The organism is Nocardia sp. Marseille-Q1738 (assembly GCF_965283145.1).
In genome coordinates this window covers 412,355-427,503 of sequence record NZ_CBDIMS010000001.1, presented here as the reverse complement: position 1 = coordinate 427,503, position 15,149 = coordinate 412,355, and the positions used below count along the sequence as shown (strand labels likewise).

Genomic DNA, 15,149 nt, shown 5'->3' with positions numbered 1-15,149 from the left:
GTGTCCTAGAGAGCCTTAGCGGTCCGTATTGCACTATTGCTCTCGCCGTTGGCCCTCCGGGCTGACCCGAGAAGGGAGGGCCATGTCCGACGAACCGAACCCGGCAGGCACCGCCGAGGTGGTCGAGTCGTGGAACGTTCCTGCGGGCGCCACGGTTGCCCAGCGCATCAGATCGAACATCCTCGTCGCGATCGAACGCGGCTATGACGATCCCCAGTTGGTCGCGGACCTCGCGGTCGGTCCGCTGGTCATGGCGCTCGGCAAGCTCGAGGTGGAGTTGGCCGACGCGCGGCGCCGAATCGACGAACTGGAGCGCGTGATCCGCGGAGGCCGATCCTGAGTACGGTGCCTGGACCCAGGCCGCGTTGTCCATTCGGTGATCCGCGCGGTCGGTCGAGATCTGCTTGTGACCTGGCGGCGCACGTTCGCTTCCCCGCGGGCTTGCAGTGGTTTGTGCGGTGATCGAAAACAACCAGCTCTGTGCGCTGGACAACACCGCGCCAACGTCGTAATCTCTTCGTGACTTAGTGGAACCAGTCGCTTCGTAAGAGAAACGGCGCCACTAGTTACCGCCTAAAGCGGCAGTCGGGACCAACGGGTCTCGGCAGTCGTACCGAGGACTCAGAGGATCGTCTGGGTAGGGGCCGTTCTCCCGGTCCGAACTCGGTCGGCGGGAGCGCAGCAAGATCGGAGACGTAGCTCGGTGGGTAAACACAGCTTGCAACGGGATTCTCGGGTTCCGAATTCCGTCAAGGGTGCGATTGTCATGGGTGCGGTGGCCGCGACCGGCGCCATGCCCGCGATTCCGGCCATGGCCGCGACCATCAACGTTCCTGGCGTCGGTAACTTCGACGTTCCGCAGGAATGGGAGCAGCCGGTCCAGCAGCTCAATCAGCAGATCCAGCAGGCGCTCGCGGCCGTTCCCGCCGCTCCCGCCCCCGCGCCCGAGGCGCAGGTGGCTCCCCAGCTGCCTGGTCTCGCGCCGATGATGCCGGGCCTGTTCGCCCAGCCGACCTCCCCGGGTGATATCGCCCTCGACGCCGCGAAGACCAAAGTCGGCGCACAGTATTCGTGGGGCGCCGCGGGTCCCAGGTCCTTCGACTGCTCCGGCCTCGTCCAGTGGGCGTTCCGCCAGGCGGGCGTCGAACTCCCCCGCACCAGCTTCGAGCAGTCGCACGTCGGCGCCCCGGTCGCCTACCACGAGCTGCAGCCGGGCGACATCGTCGTCACCCGCGGCGGCGGTCACGTGGGTATCTACGCGGGCGACAACAAGCTCTTGAATGCGGTGCAGTCGGGTACGCCGGTGTCCTACACCCCGCTGCGCCCCGACATGGTGGTTACCGCACGCCGTATCGTCTAACGAGTGGCCCGCGCCGAAACCGGCATCCAGAGCAGCGCGACCCAGGCCCGCGTCGATTCGTGGACTTGGGCCGTGCGCCTGTTCAAAACCAGATCCGCCGCAGCGGAAGCATGTCGTGGTGGGCACGTGCGGGTGAACGGCTCGACGGCCAAGCCCGCACAGCCAGTGCGCCCCGGTGACGAGGTGCGCATCCGGTCAGGTGGTCACGAGCGCATCGTCATCGTGGAGCGAATCGTCACCAAGCGCGTCGGCGCTCCGATCGCCGCGCAGTGTCTGATCGATCGCAGTCCACCGCCCCCGCCACGGGAAATCCTGGCGAGCATTCCCCGGCGAGATCGCGGTGCTGGGCGACCCACCAAGCGTGAGCGGCGCGAGACCGATCGCCTCATGGGCCGGGCTGATCACTGAACAAGCCGGTCCCCCTACCTCCATGAGTCGACTGCCCACGCTGTCCGCGCCGGAAATCACCTCGGATCGTCTGCTGCTACGCAAAGCGCACGACGGCGACCGCGAGGGACTGATCGAGTTACAGACCGATCCCGAGGTGCGGGCATATCTCGGCGGGCCCCGGCCCCGCAACATGGTGGAGCAGTACCTCGACGCTGTCGGCGTCGCGAACGTGACAGCTGCTCCAGGCGTGTATGTCGTCGCGGCCAAGGAGACGAACCTGCTCCTCGGAACGCTGATGCTCAACCGGCGTTCCGCCGACCAGCCCGGACACCTCACCTCGGATGGCGAAGAACTGGAATTGACCTATCTTCTGCGGCGCGATGCCTGGGGCGCCGGGCTCGCGTACGAAGCGGCGATGGCCGCGCTGCGCACCGCCGCCGCCGAACTCCCCGACCAGCCGGTCCTGATCATCACCCAGACAGCCAACCTGCGTTCACTGAAACTCGCCGCTCGCCTCGGATTCCAGCCCGTCAGCACCTTCGAGGCGTTCGACGCACAACAGACCCTCGCAACCGCCGGCCTGCACACATTCAAAGCCTGACACAGGCGATGTCGGCGTGACAGCGGCCGGATGTTCGGTCTCAGATCATCGCGACGGGGCGTAGCTGGCCCGCGACGTAGCGAGCCCTGCACTCACCGCGCCGCAGCTTTCCGCTGCTGGTCTTGGGAATCCGCCCCGGCTCGACGAGCATTACCGCACCGGGCATCACCTCGTGCGTCGAGGCGACCGCGGAGCGGATGCGACGGGCGAGCGCGGAGAGTTCGGCGGGTTCGGCCGCGCCGATGGTGACGAGTTCGGCGACGACGACCAAGTCTTCCCGACGCCCGTCATCATGCCCGAACGCCGTCACATGGCCGGGCCGGATATCCGGCGAGCACGCTTCCACGGTCGTCTCGATGTCGGTGGGATAGTGATTGCGTCCGTCGACCACGATGACGTCTTTGCGGCGTCCGGCGATGTAGAGCTGGCCCTCGTGCTGGAAGCCGAGGTCACCGGTGCGTAGCCAGCGGACGTCGTCCTGGGCCAGCGTGGCGCCGAAGGTCTCCTCGGAGGCGTCGGGCCTGCCGAAATAGCCGTCGCACACGTTGTTTCCGGCCACCCAGATCTCACCGACGCGCCCAGGTGGCAGCGCCGCCCCGGTGGCCGGATCGACCACACGTACCGCCTGGCCCGCGGGTGCGCCGCAGCCGACGAGTGGCGTGCCGTTTCGCGACTCCCGCGCGTCGTGGGGTAGCGCGACCGCGCGGCCTTCGGCGAGCGCGGCGCGTTCGAAGTGATGCCACACCGGTTCCTCGCGTGAGTCGCAGACGGTGACCGTGAGCGTGGCCTCGGCAAGGCCGAACCCGGGTGTGTGCGCGTGGTGGCGGAAGCCGTAGGGGGCGAAAGTCCTGGTGAATTCCTCCAGCGCGTCGGCGCGGACCGGTTCGGAGCCGTTGAGCAAGATATCCAGTCCGGAGAGGTCCAGACCGGTCCGCTCCTGCGGCGTCGTGCCCGACACCGCGAGCGTCAAGGCGAAATTGGGGCATCCCGTGATGCCTGCGCGGTAGTCGGCGATCGCGCGCAGCCAGCGGATGGGTCGCTTCACGAACTCCGCCGGCGCCAGCGTGACGCCGTGCACGCCGAGCCAGAGCGGCAGCGCCAGACCCAGGATCAACCCCATGTCGTGAAAGAACGGCAGCCAGGTCACGATGGGCCGATCCCTGGCCGCGGACAAGGCGTCCTGCAACTGCGCCAGCGCCGCGGCCAGATTCTCATGCGTGACTCGAACCCCGGTGGGGGACTTGGTCGATCCTGAGGTGTACTGCAGATACGCGAGCTCGCCGCGCACCGGGGCGACGACGGGCGAATCCGTCTTCGGCGCGGCGCGAACTGTCATCCGCGCGGCCGCACGCCTGCCACCTGGTGCATCTTCATGCTTGCTCGCGGGATCCGCCGCCGGTGTGCTTCGTCGCGCACGCTGTGCGGTTGAGGCCGGCCTAGGTGCGGATAGGCTCGGCGGCGGTGTGGTTGGCGTGGCCAGATCACCTACCGTCGATGTCGGCCGCGTGGTTTGCCCTGCGCCCTGCGCGCCCACATGTGGCGCGGGTGCGGCCCATTCGGTTATCGACGTTGGTGACAGCGCGGCCGGGTACGTCGCTGGTGCGGCTGAATGCGCACTCGGTGGCGCTGATCCAGCGACCGGTGCGGTCGGCCGTCCGGTACCTGGCCGCCAGGGAGACGCCGAAGCTGTTGTATTCGTAGTCGGCGGTACAGAACGCGTGGTCGCAGCGAGCGTGTTTGCGGCTGCTGCCGCCGAATCCGCTATCGGCTCGGACGGTTCCGGCGGCACGATGAGCACGCGACCCAACGCTGGTCCGAGGGTTGCGGCGGTGATCTCGTCGTGGGCGGAGAGCAGGGTCAGGGTAGGGCGGGCGTCGGCGAGGACCGCGTGCAGGCGGTCTCGGTTGCGTGTGCCCGCCGCAGGGAAGAGCGGTACCGCTATGCGATTGCTGTACAGGCATGCGAGAAAGGCGACCGCGTAGTCGATTCCGTGGGCGCAGAGAATGGCGACTCGATCGCCGGGGGCGCTCGCCCGTCGCAGTCGTGCGGCGAGCGCCTCTGCCGCGGCGTGCAGGCCCGCGTAGGTCACCGTGACGGGCACGCGATCTTGCAGGCGGAAGCGCAGTTCGGTGTAGGCGGGCTCGTCCGGCCGGGTCGCAGCCCAGTGGGCCACTTGGGCCGCGAGGATATTGCCCGGTGCGTGGTCACTCGCGGTCACGATGCCTCGCTGGCGTTCGCCGCGACCCGGTCAAGCAGGGCGGCGCCGAGTGCGGTGATGGTGGGGTGTTTGAACAGCTCCGCGGTCGCGATCCGGACGCGCAGCCGGGCTTCCAGATTGCGGCGCATCTCGATCGCGAGCAGGGAACTGAGCCCGAGGTCGTTGAAGTCGGCGGCGGGGTCGATGTGCTCGGCGGGCAGGCCGAGTGTGCTCGCCAGTACGCGGCGGATGGTGGTGGTCAGTGGCTCCGCGGGGTCCGGCAGGGCGAGCGGTTGCTCCGGTGCGCTTTCCCGGCCGAGCGATGAATCGGCCACCGGCACAAGAAAAGTAGCCAGGCGTCCGGCTACCGGTGAAGTGTCGGCGGTTGGGGTGTAGTCCACTGCGAGCAGATACGGGCCTTCGTAGCGGAGGGCTTGGGACAGCACGGCGCTACCGCGGCGCACGTCGAACGCCCCGACGCCCGCGCGCCGTAAGTGGCTCGCCCCACCGGCCGTGGCGGCGAGCCCGGAATCCCAGAGGCCCCAGCCGATGCTGAGAATCCGCCTGCCCGGCTCGCGCGAGGCCAAGGCGTCCATGGCCGCGTTCGCCGCGGCGTAGGCGGCTTGGCCGGGTGCGCCGAGCGCTCCGGTCGCCGAGGAGAACAGCAGGACGAAGTCGGTCGCGTCGGTCGCGGTGAGTTCGATCAGATTGCTCGCCGCGGTGGCTTTGGGGGCGCACATCCTGGCCAGCTGACTTGCCGTGACCGCGTCGAACGCGGCGTCCTCCAGCGCGCCTGCGGCGTGTACGACACCGCGAATGGCCGCTCCCCAGGCCCGGATATCGCTGAGCGCGTTCGCCAGATCGTCCCGGTCGGCCGCATCGCAGCGCACCACGACGATGCGGTCCTCCAAGCCGTCGAGCAGTGCGGGCACCGGGCGGGGTGCACGCGTCAGCACCACCACGTCTCGTGCGCCCGCGTCGAGCAGCCAGCGCACGGCGACCGAGCCGAGCGTCCCCAGCCCGCCGGTGACGACATAGATTCCGTTCGTGTCGATACCCGCGACCGGGAGCGCCCGCGCTCGTGCGGGCGTGAAACGCCGGACCGCGACCTCACCCGCGGACAAGCGCAGCTCGTCGGGAATATCGGCAGCGGTCACCAGACGGCTGAGCAGCGGCACGCTGTTGGGATCGGTATCGGCCCAGACCAGCCGCACCGTCCGGCCCGACTCGAGCTGCAGCGAGCGCACGAGGCCCGCGATCGCCGCGGGCTCGACCGCGGACCGCATGGCGAGTTCGTCGTGCCGAGCGTGGGCGGCATCGTGCCGCGGCAGGACGACCGTCATGGACGCGGTGGCATCGTCGGCGCAGACCCGTTGCAGCAGATCGAGGACCTGCCCGAGCGACGCGATGCCTGCCTGCGCATCGCTCGCATCGCCGTCCGCGGGACAGACCACCACCACGGCGGTCCGGCCGTCACCGCGCCCGGTGAGGACCGCCGTGACGAGCGGCCCCGCGTCGTCCGGTTCGCGCGCGATTCGCTCGGTCGGAAGGCTGGCATCCAATGCCCTGGCGAGCCGGACCGCGAGTTCGGAGGCACCTACCACTACCGCGCGCCGCCCGAACGCTTCGGTTGCGGGCGCGTCGCTGAGCCCGAGCGACTGCGGGTCGCGCGATATCCACGCCTCTTGACGGAACGGCGCGTCCTGTTCGGCGCGTGGCGTCCGCAGTGCGCCGATCCCGTCCGCGTCACCGGGTTGGACGTAGCGAATGTGCGCGCCGGAGAAGGCAAGACAGGGCACGCCGTGCTGATCGGTCGCGATGACGTCACCCACCAATCCGTTGTCGGTCCGCTCCCGGATCAGCGCGTGCACCTCGAGCACATGGCGATTCGGTTCGTTCGACAGCCAGGCGGAGTCCATGCCGATCGGCACTGGAATCGACGCGGCGGGCAGCTCGTCGAACAGTGCGGCGGCGAGCACTTGCAGGCACCCGTCCAGGGTTGCGGTGCGGTGCAATTCGGCCGCGTCGAACAGGCCGAGTGCCCGCCCGGTGCCCGCCGCGATGCCGCGCAACGCACGGAAACGCGGTCCGTACTCCAACCGCCTGCGGCGCAGTTCCTCGTAGAAAGTGCCGGTGGCGATGACACGCATGTGGTGGCGGGCGGCCCGGTTTGCGTCGACCACCCGCATCCATGCGACGATATCCGCGGGTGTGGGGTCACCGGCGGGCCGGGCCGAAGCCAGCGTCTCGGTGCCAGTGACCTCCGCCCGCATGCTTTCCTCGGCTCCCGGTCCGCGATAGACCACCTCGGGCAGTGTGCTCGAATCGGTCCTCTCGTGTACGACGAAGTCGGCGAGCCTGGTCACCCCGGCGGCAGTTCGGGCCAGGTGCAGCAGCCTACGCAGCCAGAACACGGCGGGCACCGTGCTTTCGCCCTGCACCACGTGATCGGTGAGATCCTCGGCGAGGAACGCGGATTCAGGGGTGTGCCCGTTCGCTGATTCCGACACCAGGAGCGGAAACCTCCGCTTGCGCCACTGCCGTGGGGATGTTCCGCCGAACGGGCCGAGCGCCGACCAGTCGACCGGCCGTCCCTCCAGGTACAGCCGCGCCAGACCGGCGAGAAATCCGCCCGCCTCGTCCTCGCGCGACGCCACCGGATGAGTGCCCGCACGGAAATCCGGGTACTCCCGCACGGCGGAAGTGAGCACGGGATGCGGGCTGATCTCCAGCACGGTCGAGATGCCGTCCTCGATCGCGCTTTCCATCGCCGCCGCCAACTCCACTGTGCCCGCCGCGTTCTCGGCCCAGTAGTCGCGGTCCATGGCCGCTGTGGTGATCTTCGCGCCGCGCCGAGCCGTCGAGTACACCGGTACGTGCGGCGCCAGCGGAGTGATCCCGCTCAGCGCCCCGACGAACGACGGGAGCACGGCGGCGACCTGCGGGCCGTGCGCGGCGAAGTCGACGGCGAGCCGACGCGCGAACATGTTGCGGCGGGTGGCTCGGCGCACCAGCGTGTCGACATAGCGCGGCGTACCGGACACCACTACCGATCTGGGGCCGTTGACCGCGGCGATGCTCACCTCCCTGTGCATCGGCTCCACCAGTTTCGCCGCTTCGTCCGGGGCCGCCTCCAGCACCGCCATCGCGCCGTGGCCGTCCAGGTGGGCCAGGGTCGCGCTGCGCAGCACCACGATGCGCGCCGCGTCCGCCAGCGACAGTGCACCGCTGACCGTAGCGGCGGCGATCTCGCCGAGGCTGTGCCCGGCCACCGCGTCGGGCCGGATACCGAACGCCGCCAAGAGTTTCACTGCCGCCACTTGGAACGCGAACAGCGCGGGTTGCACCAATTCGGTGGCGTGCGCACCGGTGTCGGCGAAGGTGAAACCGTGCCGCGGCGTCCAGATTCGCGGTCCACCCGCCGCCACGATCGCGTCGGTCGCCTCGGCGAGCGCGGTGGCGAAGACCGGATATCGCGCCGCCAGCGCGCGACCCATTTTCGGATGCTGGCCACCTTGACCGGAGAACAACAAGAGCAGCCCGCCGGGACGGCGGTTCCGCACGGGGCCGAGGACCGCGTCGGCGTCGCCGCGGCCCAGGCTGCGCAGCCGGTGCACCGCGTCCCGGTGGTCGTGCGCCAGGACCGCGGCTCGCGTCGTCTCGGGAAGCAATCGGGCCGTGGCCGCGGCGAACTCGCCCAGCGATGGGCGATCGTGGGCCAGCTCGTCGGCCAGCCGCAGTGCGTGCTCGCGCAGCTCCCCGTCGTCGCGGGCGGTCAGTGGAAGCAGCACCGGAAACCGATCGCTCCGGGCGTGCTGTGACGCGGCGACCCCGCGCACCGCGATGTGCGCGTTCGTGCCACCGAACCCGAACGAGCTGACGCCCGCCGTGCGCTGTGGTGCTGGCACGTGGCTCCAGTCCACCGGCTCGGTCGGCACACGCAGGCCGCGCTCTGCCAGGTGCAGCAACGGGTGTTCGGTGCGGAGGTTGATCGTCGGAGCGATCACGCCGTGGTGGATGGACAGGGCAGTCTTCACCAGCCCGGTGACTCCGGCGGCGGCTTCCAGATGTCCGATATTGGACTTCACCGAGCCGATCCAGATCGGATCGGTGGTGTCGATGTGCGACTGTTCGGTCGATCGTTGAGTGCCATCGCCGAGCGCGGCGGCCAGCGCGCCGATTTCCACCGCGTCACCCAAAGGCGTTCCGGTGCCGTGACATTCGAAGTAGCCAGCGCTGTTCGGCGTGCTACCGGCACGTGACCACGCGGTGCGCAGTGTCTCCTGCTGCGCGCGGCCGTTCGGTGCGTACAGACCGTTGGAGCGCCCGTCCGATCCGACGGCCGTTCCGATGATCTCCGCGTACACCCGGTTGCCCTCGCGCAGCGCGTCCGCGGTCCGTTGCAGGACGACCACCGCGCAGCCGTCGCCGCGGGTATAGCCGTCGGCGGTGGCGTCGAACGGCGCCGTCCGCCCAACCGGCGACAGGAAACCGCTCTCGGCCAGGTAGTTCGACGTGTGCTCCAGCAAAACCAGATTGACGCCGCCGACGATGGCGAACGGGACCGTGCCGTCGGCGAGCAACCGGACCGCGAGGTCCACCGCGGCGAGCGAGGACGAGCACGCGCTGTCGAGCACCAGACTCGGCCCGTGCAGATCGAGCACGTACGCCAACCGATTGGCGATGATGCTGAGCGCGGACCCGGTCACGGCGTACGGTGCGTCGTGGCCTTCCCGGCCGAGCACCGCGATGCCGTGGTCGTATCCGGACGCGCCGAACACCACGGCGGCGCCGGATCCGCGTGCGTGATAGCCGATCCCGGCGTCGTCGAGCGCCTCCACCGCGACCTCCAGCGCGATCCGCTGCTGCGGGTCCATGACGGCGGCCTCCCGCTCGGAGATGGCGAACCAGTCGTTGTCGAACGACTCGACATCGTCGAGATAGCCGCCGCGCCGGGTGCCGAGGCGGCCGGCGGGTGGTGTGGACGTGACGTCCCGGCCGTCGAGCAACAGCCGCCAGAATTCGGCGACGCTCGCCGCTCCAGGCAGTCGGCAGCCGATGCCGATGATGGAGACGGGTGGATGCGAGCCGACGGAGTCGGTAGCCGCGCTGCTCATCGCATCGCGAGATACTCGACAAGCTGCTCGATGTCCGGATGGTCGTAGATCGCGGTCAGCGGAACCTCGACTCCCATAGCGTCTTCGAGATGGGCGGTCAGCCTCGCAAGCTGGGTGGAACTGAGGCCGAGATCGGTAAAGGGCGAGCTGGTCGACACCGTGGCGGCGTCGACCCCTAGTAGGTCCGCAACGGCCGAGACGGCGGCACAAGTCAACGCGGTGCGTCGGCGATAGCCGAGCGAACCGTCATTCCCCTGCGTACCACCGTGCCCGTCCGGAAGACTGGGTGGCATCGCGTCCTCCCTCCCCGTCTCCCGGCTGCTGCTACCCACTGAAGAACGGTACTCACGCGATTATGCCGGAGAAATCGGCCGGAGCAAGGTCGCTTGAAGACGCAGCCCGGACGTAGTCCGTCCGAAGCCCACGCCGGGCCGAGCGACGGCGAGGCAGCCGCATTTCCGCTGCCTGCCCAGCCTTTCGCGAATCACGGCGATCACTTACGGTGGCATGGTGACCGAACCGGACAGCGGTGCCGCCACCCGTGCCGAGCGCACTCCGATCCTGCCCACTGTGCTGCGCTGCTGTGTCGCGCTTGCGGCGACGCCGGGCCGGTTACTGCGCCCGCGCCGCCCCGACACCGCACTGCTGGCGAACCTCGAGGTGCGGCCGTTGCCCCCGGCGAGCGCCGCGGTGCGGCTCACCGTGCTCGAGCAGGCCACCATGTCCGCGCCGACCACCATCGTGGCCGAGGGCGTGCGCAGCTTGCGCGAGATGACGCTGTCGATGGCAGCGTTCCTCGTCGAGCATCCGAAGGCGCGTTTCCTGGTCGATCCCGCCCTGTGCGCGGGCGTGCACGACCGGGTGCTGCCCGAATTGCCCTTCCCCGTCCCGCTGCTCGTCGCGCCGGACAAACCGGTGCTCGGTCTGTCCGACGCGCTCGCCGCGCACCACATCGCGGGCGCCGACATCGATTTCGTACTGCCCACCCACCTGCACTGGGACCACGTCTCGGGCCTGCTGGAATTGCCACCCTCGGTCGAGATCCGGTTGCCCGCCGTCGAATACGACTGGGCGATGGGCGGCCCGCACGCCCCGGCCGGTGTGGCGCGCGGGCCACTGCGTGGTCGTATCTTCGACCGGTTCGAGTTGGACGGACCGCCGGTACTCACGTTCCCGCGCAGCAAAGACCTGTTCGGCGACGGTTCGGTGCTGCTGGTGGATCTCGCGGGCCACACGCCGGGAAGCATCGGCGTGCTGCTCGCGGTGGACGATGGCAGCCGGGTACTGTTCGCGGGCGACGCCGTCTGGAGCAAGCTGCAGGTCGATCTGATTCGGGAGAAGGCGCCGATGCCTGGCAAACTCTTCGACTCCGACCGTGACGCCGCGTTCACCACGATTCACCGCCTGCACGCGCTGCCCGACGACATCGAACTCATCGCCAGCCACGATTACGAGGCCGTCACCGCCCGCGCGAGCAAGTAACCCGGTCAGCCGACGACGGTTTCGGCGAGTCGGGCGGTGATCAGCTCCTCGGCCTCGGTGACCATCCGGCCGATCAGTTCGGCGCAGGTCGGGATGTCGTGGATGAGGCCCTGGCACAGGCCGACCGACCAGATGCCCGCGTCCAGATCGCCCTCCTCGAACACTCGCCGACCGCGCGCGCCCGCGACCAGATCCCGCACGTCGTCGAAAGTGCCGCCCGACTTTTCGATCTCGACGACCTTGCGGCTGATCTCGTTGTCCGCGACGCGCGCGGTATTGCGCATGGTGCGGAAGATGAGCTGGGTGTCGCGCTCGGAGTTCGCGACGATCCGCTCCTTGACCTTCGGATCGATCGAAGACTCCTGTGTGCACAGGAATCGGGTGCCCATATTGACGCCGTCCGCGCCGAGAGCGAGCGCCGCGACCAGCCCGCGGGCGTCGGCGATGCCGCCGGAAGCGATCATCGGGATGCTCAGTTCGCGGGCCGCGGCGGGGATGAGCACGAGGCCGGGGACGTCGTCTTCACCGGGATGGCCCGCGCATTCGAAGCCGTCGATGCTCACCCCGTCCACGCCGATCCGCTCCGCCTTCAGGGCGTGCCGGACGCTGGTGCACTTGTGCAGGACCTTGATGCCCGCGTCCTTGTAGTAGGGCAGAAAAGGTTCCGGGTTGCTGCCCGCTGTTTCGACGATCTCGACGCCGCTGTCGATGATCGCCTGGACGTATTCCGCGTACGGCGGCGGATTGATCGACGGCAGGATGGTGACGTTCACGCCGAAGGGTCTGTCGGTCAGCTCCCTGGTGCGGGCGATCTCGCGGCGCAGGTCGTCCGGGGTCGGCTGGGTCAGGGCCGTGATGAAGCCGAGCCCGCCCGCGTTGGCGACGGCCGCGACGAGTTCGGCGCGCCCGACCCACATCATGCCGCCCTGCACGATCGGATGCTCCACCCCGAATTTCTCGGTGAACCTGGTCCGCAGCATGGCGCTTCTCCTCTGTCTCGCGCGGGCGTGCCGGTTCGCCCGTTGGCGTCGATGGTGACATGAGGATCGCCTCGTGTTCAACTCATAAGTGAGCCGAGGTTCGCACGATCGGCAAGTTTCTGCGTAGTCGTCCTATACTTCGATGCGTCCGAGTTGTACCTGGATAACCAGGTGGAAGCGCCGACTTGGAGTCTAGGTACAAATCCCGGACGCTTAACACGGATTCATCCACCCATCTCTTGGCGGACGATTAAGTTAGTTGCTATTCTGCTCCCGATTCAGCCCGTCGCCGCCGCCGGACATCCCGGCGGTCCCGGTGGCGGTCCGAGAGGAGTTCGTGGCATGACCACCGGGGCAGCAGCGCTCGCCGAGCCGATCAGGTCGCGGCGCAACCACTGGAACAACCAGATCGCCGTGCATGCGCTGATGCGCCCGGACGCGGTCGCGGTGCGGTTCCGTGGCGTGGACACCACGTGGCGCCAATTGCACGAACGATCGCTGAAATTCGCCGACGGCCTGGCGCGCCGCGGCGTCGGATTCGGCGATCGGGTCCTGATCCTCGCGCTGAACTACCCCGAATACCTGGAAGCCGTCTTCGGCATCAACGCGCTCGGCGCGATCGCGGTCCCGGTCAACTTCCGGCTCACGCCGCCCGAAGTCGCCTACATCGTGAGCGACAGCGGCGCCACGGCGGTCGTCACCGATACCGTGCTGCAACCGCTGGCCACTGCGGTGCGCGCGCAGGCTCCCGCCCTGGAGACCTGCGTGGTGATCGGCGGCGTGTCCAGCGACGGCGTGGTCGGCTTCGACGACTTGCTCGCCGAAGACGGCGAACCGCATACCCCGCTGGACATCCCCGAAGACACCCCCAGCCTGATCATGTACACCTCGGGCACCACGGGCAGCCCCAAGGGCGCGGTACTGACCCATGCGAACATGAACGCCCAAGCGCTGACCTGCATCCGGGCGCTGGCCCTGGAACCGGATTCGATCGGACTGTGTACCTCGCCGCTGTTCCACATCGCCGGACTCGGCAGTCTCGCACCGGCTTTCCTGCTCGGTTCCAAGACGGTGCTGCACCCGCTCGGCGCCTTCGACGCCGGGGAATTCCTCGACGCGCTGGAGCGTGAGCAGGCCACCTCCGCGTTCTGCGTGCCCGCGCAGTGGCAGCTGGTCTGCGACCACCCGACCGTGAAGGAGCGCAAACTCGCGCTCGAGGTGCTGAGCTGGGGCGCCGCGCCCGCGTCGGACACCGTGCTGCGCGCGATGGCCGACTGCTTCCCGAACGCGTTCAACGTCGCGGTGTTCGGACAGACGGAGATGTCGCCGATCACCTGCGTGCTGGAGGGCAAGGACGCGATCCGCAAGATCGGCTCGGTGGGCAAGCCCATTCCCACCATTCAGGCGCGCATCGTCGACGACGAGATGAACGACGTCCCGCCCGGCGCGGTGGGTGAAATCGTCTATCGTGGCCCCACCCTCATGCAGGGCTACTGGAACAAGCCGGAAGCCACCGCGGAGGCGTTCGCAGGCAGCTGGTTCCACTCCGGCGATTTGGTCCGCCAGGACGACGAGGGCTTCGTCTACGTGGTGGACCGCAAGAAAGACATGATCATCTCCGGTGGCGAGAACATCTACTGCGCCGAGGTGGAGAACGTCCTGTTCGCGCACCCGAAGATCCGGGAGGCGGCGGTGGTGGGCCGCGCGCACGAGAAGTGGGGTGAGGTACCGGTCGCGGTGGTCGCGCTGCACAACCCCGGCGACGAGCTCACGCTGGCCGAGCTGGAGCCGTTCCTCAACGAGAACCTGGCCCGCTACAAGCATCCCAAGGATCTGGTGCTGGTGCCGGAGCTGCCGCGCAACGCCAGCGGCAAGGTCGTCAAAGTGCAGCTGCGCAAGGAGTATTCGTCCTGAGCTGGCGGCGCGTACGTTTCACGTGAATCGGACACTCCGAACGGGCGTCGATGCGTAAGGTCGTCTTATGGCGATCCGACGCATCCGCGCCGCAGTGCTGGCGCTGCACTGGCAGGTGAATGTCATTCGGCCGGAAGGCTTCTTCGGGCCCATGTTGGCCGCGCCGGTGGCGGCAAGCGGTGTGGTGCCTCGTGCGACGGACTTCCACGCGGCGGCGCTCGCGCTGGAGGTGCCGGTGGTGTTCACCCGGTTCACCATCCCGGTCGGCGAGGGCGAGCTCGTGCGCAACACAGGTTTCATGCGCTCGGTCGGCGCGGCGCAAACCGATTTCCGCCCCGATTCCCCCGGCACCGCGATCATTCCAGAGATGCAGGCGCAGGCCACGGAAGTGTTCGACAACCAGAAGCTGTCCGGACTCGCGGGCAGCAAGCTTCCGGAGTGGTTGGCGGATCAAGGCATCGGGACGCTCTTCGTCACCGGCGTGGCGACCAACCTAACCGTCGAGCAGACCGCGCGGCACGGCACCGACCTCGGATTCACCGTGCACCCGGTGTCCGACTGTGTGGCGGCCGGGAGTCCGGAAGCGCACGACGCCGCGCTGGCCAACCTCGAACTCGTCACGGCTGGGTGCCTGACCGCCGCACAGGCGCTGGAACTCGTCCGTGGCTGACGGCCTGATCTAGTTGTTGCGGGTCATGATGTTGTCGACATGCTTCCATCGATGGACGCGAGCCTGTTCAATCGACGCTGTGTCTCGCTGAGTTCGGCTTGTCGTGCTTCGATGCGTCTGGCCAAGTCGTCCAGTTCTGCCCGCAATTGTGGGCACATCTCGAGGAAAATGCCGTGATCGCCGGTGTGGGCGCAACCGAGGTATTTTCGGATGGCCGCGGTTCCCAAACCAGCGGAGACCATCGTTTTGATCTGGGCCACGCGGGTGACATCGGATTCGGAGTACTCCCGGTACCCGCTGCTGTTACGAGCCGGGACCAATAGTCCTCGATCCTCGTAGTGGCGTAGCGCTCGCGCGCTCACGCCGGTCAACTCGGCGAGTTCGCTGATCAGCAACCTCGGGTCCTCCTCATCGGCTTGACATTCACGCTGACGTGAA

At 68.4% G+C, this 15,149-nt stretch carries 12 protein-coding genes and 1 pseudogene; 7 read left to right on the top strand and 6 right to left on the bottom strand.

From position 1 onward, the window contains the following. Window positions 1-82: 82 nt before the first annotated feature. The 4 genes from ACWPXK_RS02025 to ACWPXK_RS02010 all read left to right on the top strand — a co-directional run bounded on the left by ACWPXK_RS02025 (window position 83) and on the right by ACWPXK_RS02010 (window position 2,351). Window positions 83-340, top strand: a complete 258-nt coding sequence (locus tag ACWPXK_RS02025; protein ID WP_454194293.1) for a hypothetical protein — start codon at window positions 83-85, stop codon at window positions 338-340. A 426-nt stretch (window positions 341-766) separates the two neighbouring features. Beyond that, window positions 767-1,360: a C40 family peptidase gene (locus tag ACWPXK_RS02020; RefSeq protein WP_454194292.1), complete on the top strand. Its 594-nt coding sequence runs from the start codon at window positions 767-769 to the stop codon at window positions 1,358-1,360. A gap of 3 nt (window positions 1,361-1,363) precedes the next feature. Further along, the gene (locus tag ACWPXK_RS02015) at window positions 1,364-1,768 is read left to right on the top strand and encodes an RNA-binding S4 domain-containing protein (protein WP_454194291.1); all 405 of its coding nucleotides are present in this window, start codon (window positions 1,364-1,366) and stop codon (window positions 1,766-1,768) included. Window positions 1,769-1,790: 22 nt separating this feature from the next. Then, the gene (locus ACWPXK_RS02010) at window positions 1,791-2,351 is read left to right on the top strand and encodes a GNAT family N-acetyltransferase (RefSeq protein WP_454194290.1); all 561 of its coding nucleotides are present in this window, start codon (window positions 1,791-1,793) and stop codon (window positions 2,349-2,351) included. A gap of 40 nt (window positions 2,352-2,391) precedes the next feature. On the opposite strand, the gene ACWPXK_RS02005 is transcribed toward ACWPXK_RS02010, so the two are convergent. The 4 genes and pseudogenes from ACWPXK_RS02005 to ACWPXK_RS01990 form a co-directional block, all read right to left on the bottom strand. Next, the gene (locus tag ACWPXK_RS02005) at window positions 2,392-3,687 is read right to left on the bottom strand and encodes a fatty acyl-AMP ligase (protein ID WP_454195404.1); all 1,296 of its coding nucleotides are present in this window, start codon (window positions 3,685-3,687) and stop codon (window positions 2,392-2,394) included. Window positions 3,688-4,146: 459 nt separating this feature from the next. Beyond that, window positions 4,147-4,524: pseudogene (locus ACWPXK_RS02000) on the bottom strand (AMP-binding protein); the annotation flags it as partial. Window positions 4,525-4,565: 41 nt separating this feature from the next. Further along, the gene (locus ACWPXK_RS01995; RefSeq protein WP_454194289.1) at window positions 4,566-9,665 is read right to left on the bottom strand and encodes an SDR family NAD(P)-dependent oxidoreductase; all 5,100 of its coding nucleotides are present in this window, start codon (window positions 9,663-9,665) and stop codon (window positions 4,566-4,568) included. Beyond that, complete coding sequence (locus tag ACWPXK_RS01990; RefSeq protein WP_454194288.1) at window positions 9,662-9,997, bottom strand: acyl carrier protein; 336 nt, start codon at window positions 9,995-9,997, stop codon at window positions 9,662-9,664. The genes ACWPXK_RS01995 and ACWPXK_RS01990 overlap by 4 nt, the downstream gene beginning before the upstream one ends. Window positions 9,998-10,175: 178 nt before the next feature. Here ACWPXK_RS01990 and ACWPXK_RS01985 point away from each other — a divergent pair, with 178 nt between their 5' ends. Further along, window positions 10,176-11,147, top strand: coding sequence for an MBL fold metallo-hydrolase (locus ACWPXK_RS01985; protein ID WP_454194287.1), 972 nt, complete (start codon window positions 10,176-10,178; stop codon window positions 11,145-11,147). Window positions 11,148-11,152: 5 nt separating this feature from the next. Here ACWPXK_RS01985 and ACWPXK_RS01980 read toward each other — a convergent pair whose 3' ends face one another. Continuing rightward, window positions 11,153-12,127, bottom strand: a complete 975-nt coding sequence (locus ACWPXK_RS01980; RefSeq protein WP_454194286.1) for an NAD(P)H-dependent flavin oxidoreductase — start codon at window positions 12,125-12,127, stop codon at window positions 11,153-11,155. A 342-nt stretch (window positions 12,128-12,469) separates the two neighbouring features. Here ACWPXK_RS01980 and fadD5 point away from each other — a divergent pair, with 342 nt between their 5' ends. Continuing rightward, the gene (gene fadD5 / locus ACWPXK_RS01975; protein WP_454194285.1) at window positions 12,470-14,041 is read left to right on the top strand and encodes a fatty-acid--CoA ligase FadD5; all 1,572 of its coding nucleotides are present in this window, start codon (window positions 12,470-12,472) and stop codon (window positions 14,039-14,041) included. 67 nt (window positions 14,042-14,108) lie between these two features. Further along, window positions 14,109-14,711 (top strand): cysteine hydrolase, encoded by a 603-nt coding sequence (locus ACWPXK_RS01970; protein WP_454194284.1) that lies wholly within the window; start codon window positions 14,109-14,111, stop codon window positions 14,709-14,711. Between the two features lie 23 nt (window positions 14,712-14,734). Here the strand turns inward: ACWPXK_RS01970 and ACWPXK_RS01965 are convergent, their stop codons facing one another. Then, window positions 14,735-15,106 carry a MerR family transcriptional regulator gene (locus ACWPXK_RS01965; RefSeq protein ID WP_454194283.1) on the bottom strand — a complete coding sequence of 124 codons (372 nt, stop codon included), beginning with the start codon at window positions 15,104-15,106 and terminating at the stop codon, window positions 14,735-14,737. Window positions 15,107-15,149: the final 43 nt, after the last annotated feature.

Bases quoted from the DNA above. Each gene is read 5' to 3' on its own strand.
- ACWPXK_RS02020 (WP_454194292.1), top strand. From the start codon at position 767: ATGGGTGCGGTGGCCGCGACCGGCGCCATGCCCGCGATTCCGGCCATG.
- ACWPXK_RS02010 (WP_454194290.1), top strand. From the start codon at position 1,791: ATGAGTCGACTGCCCACGCTGTCCGCGCCGGAAATCACCTCGGATCGT.
- ACWPXK_RS01995 (WP_454194289.1), bottom strand. From the start codon at position 9,665: ATGAGCAGCGCGGCTACCGACTCCGTCGGCTCGCATCCACCCGTCTCC.
- ACWPXK_RS01980 (WP_454194286.1), bottom strand. From the start codon at position 12,127: ATGCTGCGGACCAGGTTCACCGAGAAATTCGGGGTGGAGCATCCGATC.
- ACWPXK_RS02005 (WP_454195404.1), bottom strand. From the start codon at position 3,687: ATGACAGTTCGCGCCGCGCCGAAGACGGATTCGCCCGTCGTCGCCCCG.
- fadD5 (WP_454194285.1), top strand. From the start codon at position 12,470: ATGACCACCGGGGCAGCAGCGCTCGCCGAGCCGATCAGGTCGCGGCGC.
- ACWPXK_RS01970 (WP_454194284.1), top strand. From the start codon at position 14,109: ATGGCGATCCGACGCATCCGCGCCGCAGTGCTGGCGCTGCACTGGCAG.
- ACWPXK_RS02025 (WP_454194293.1), top strand. From the start codon at position 83: ATGTCCGACGAACCGAACCCGGCAGGCACCGCCGAGGTGGTCGAGTCG.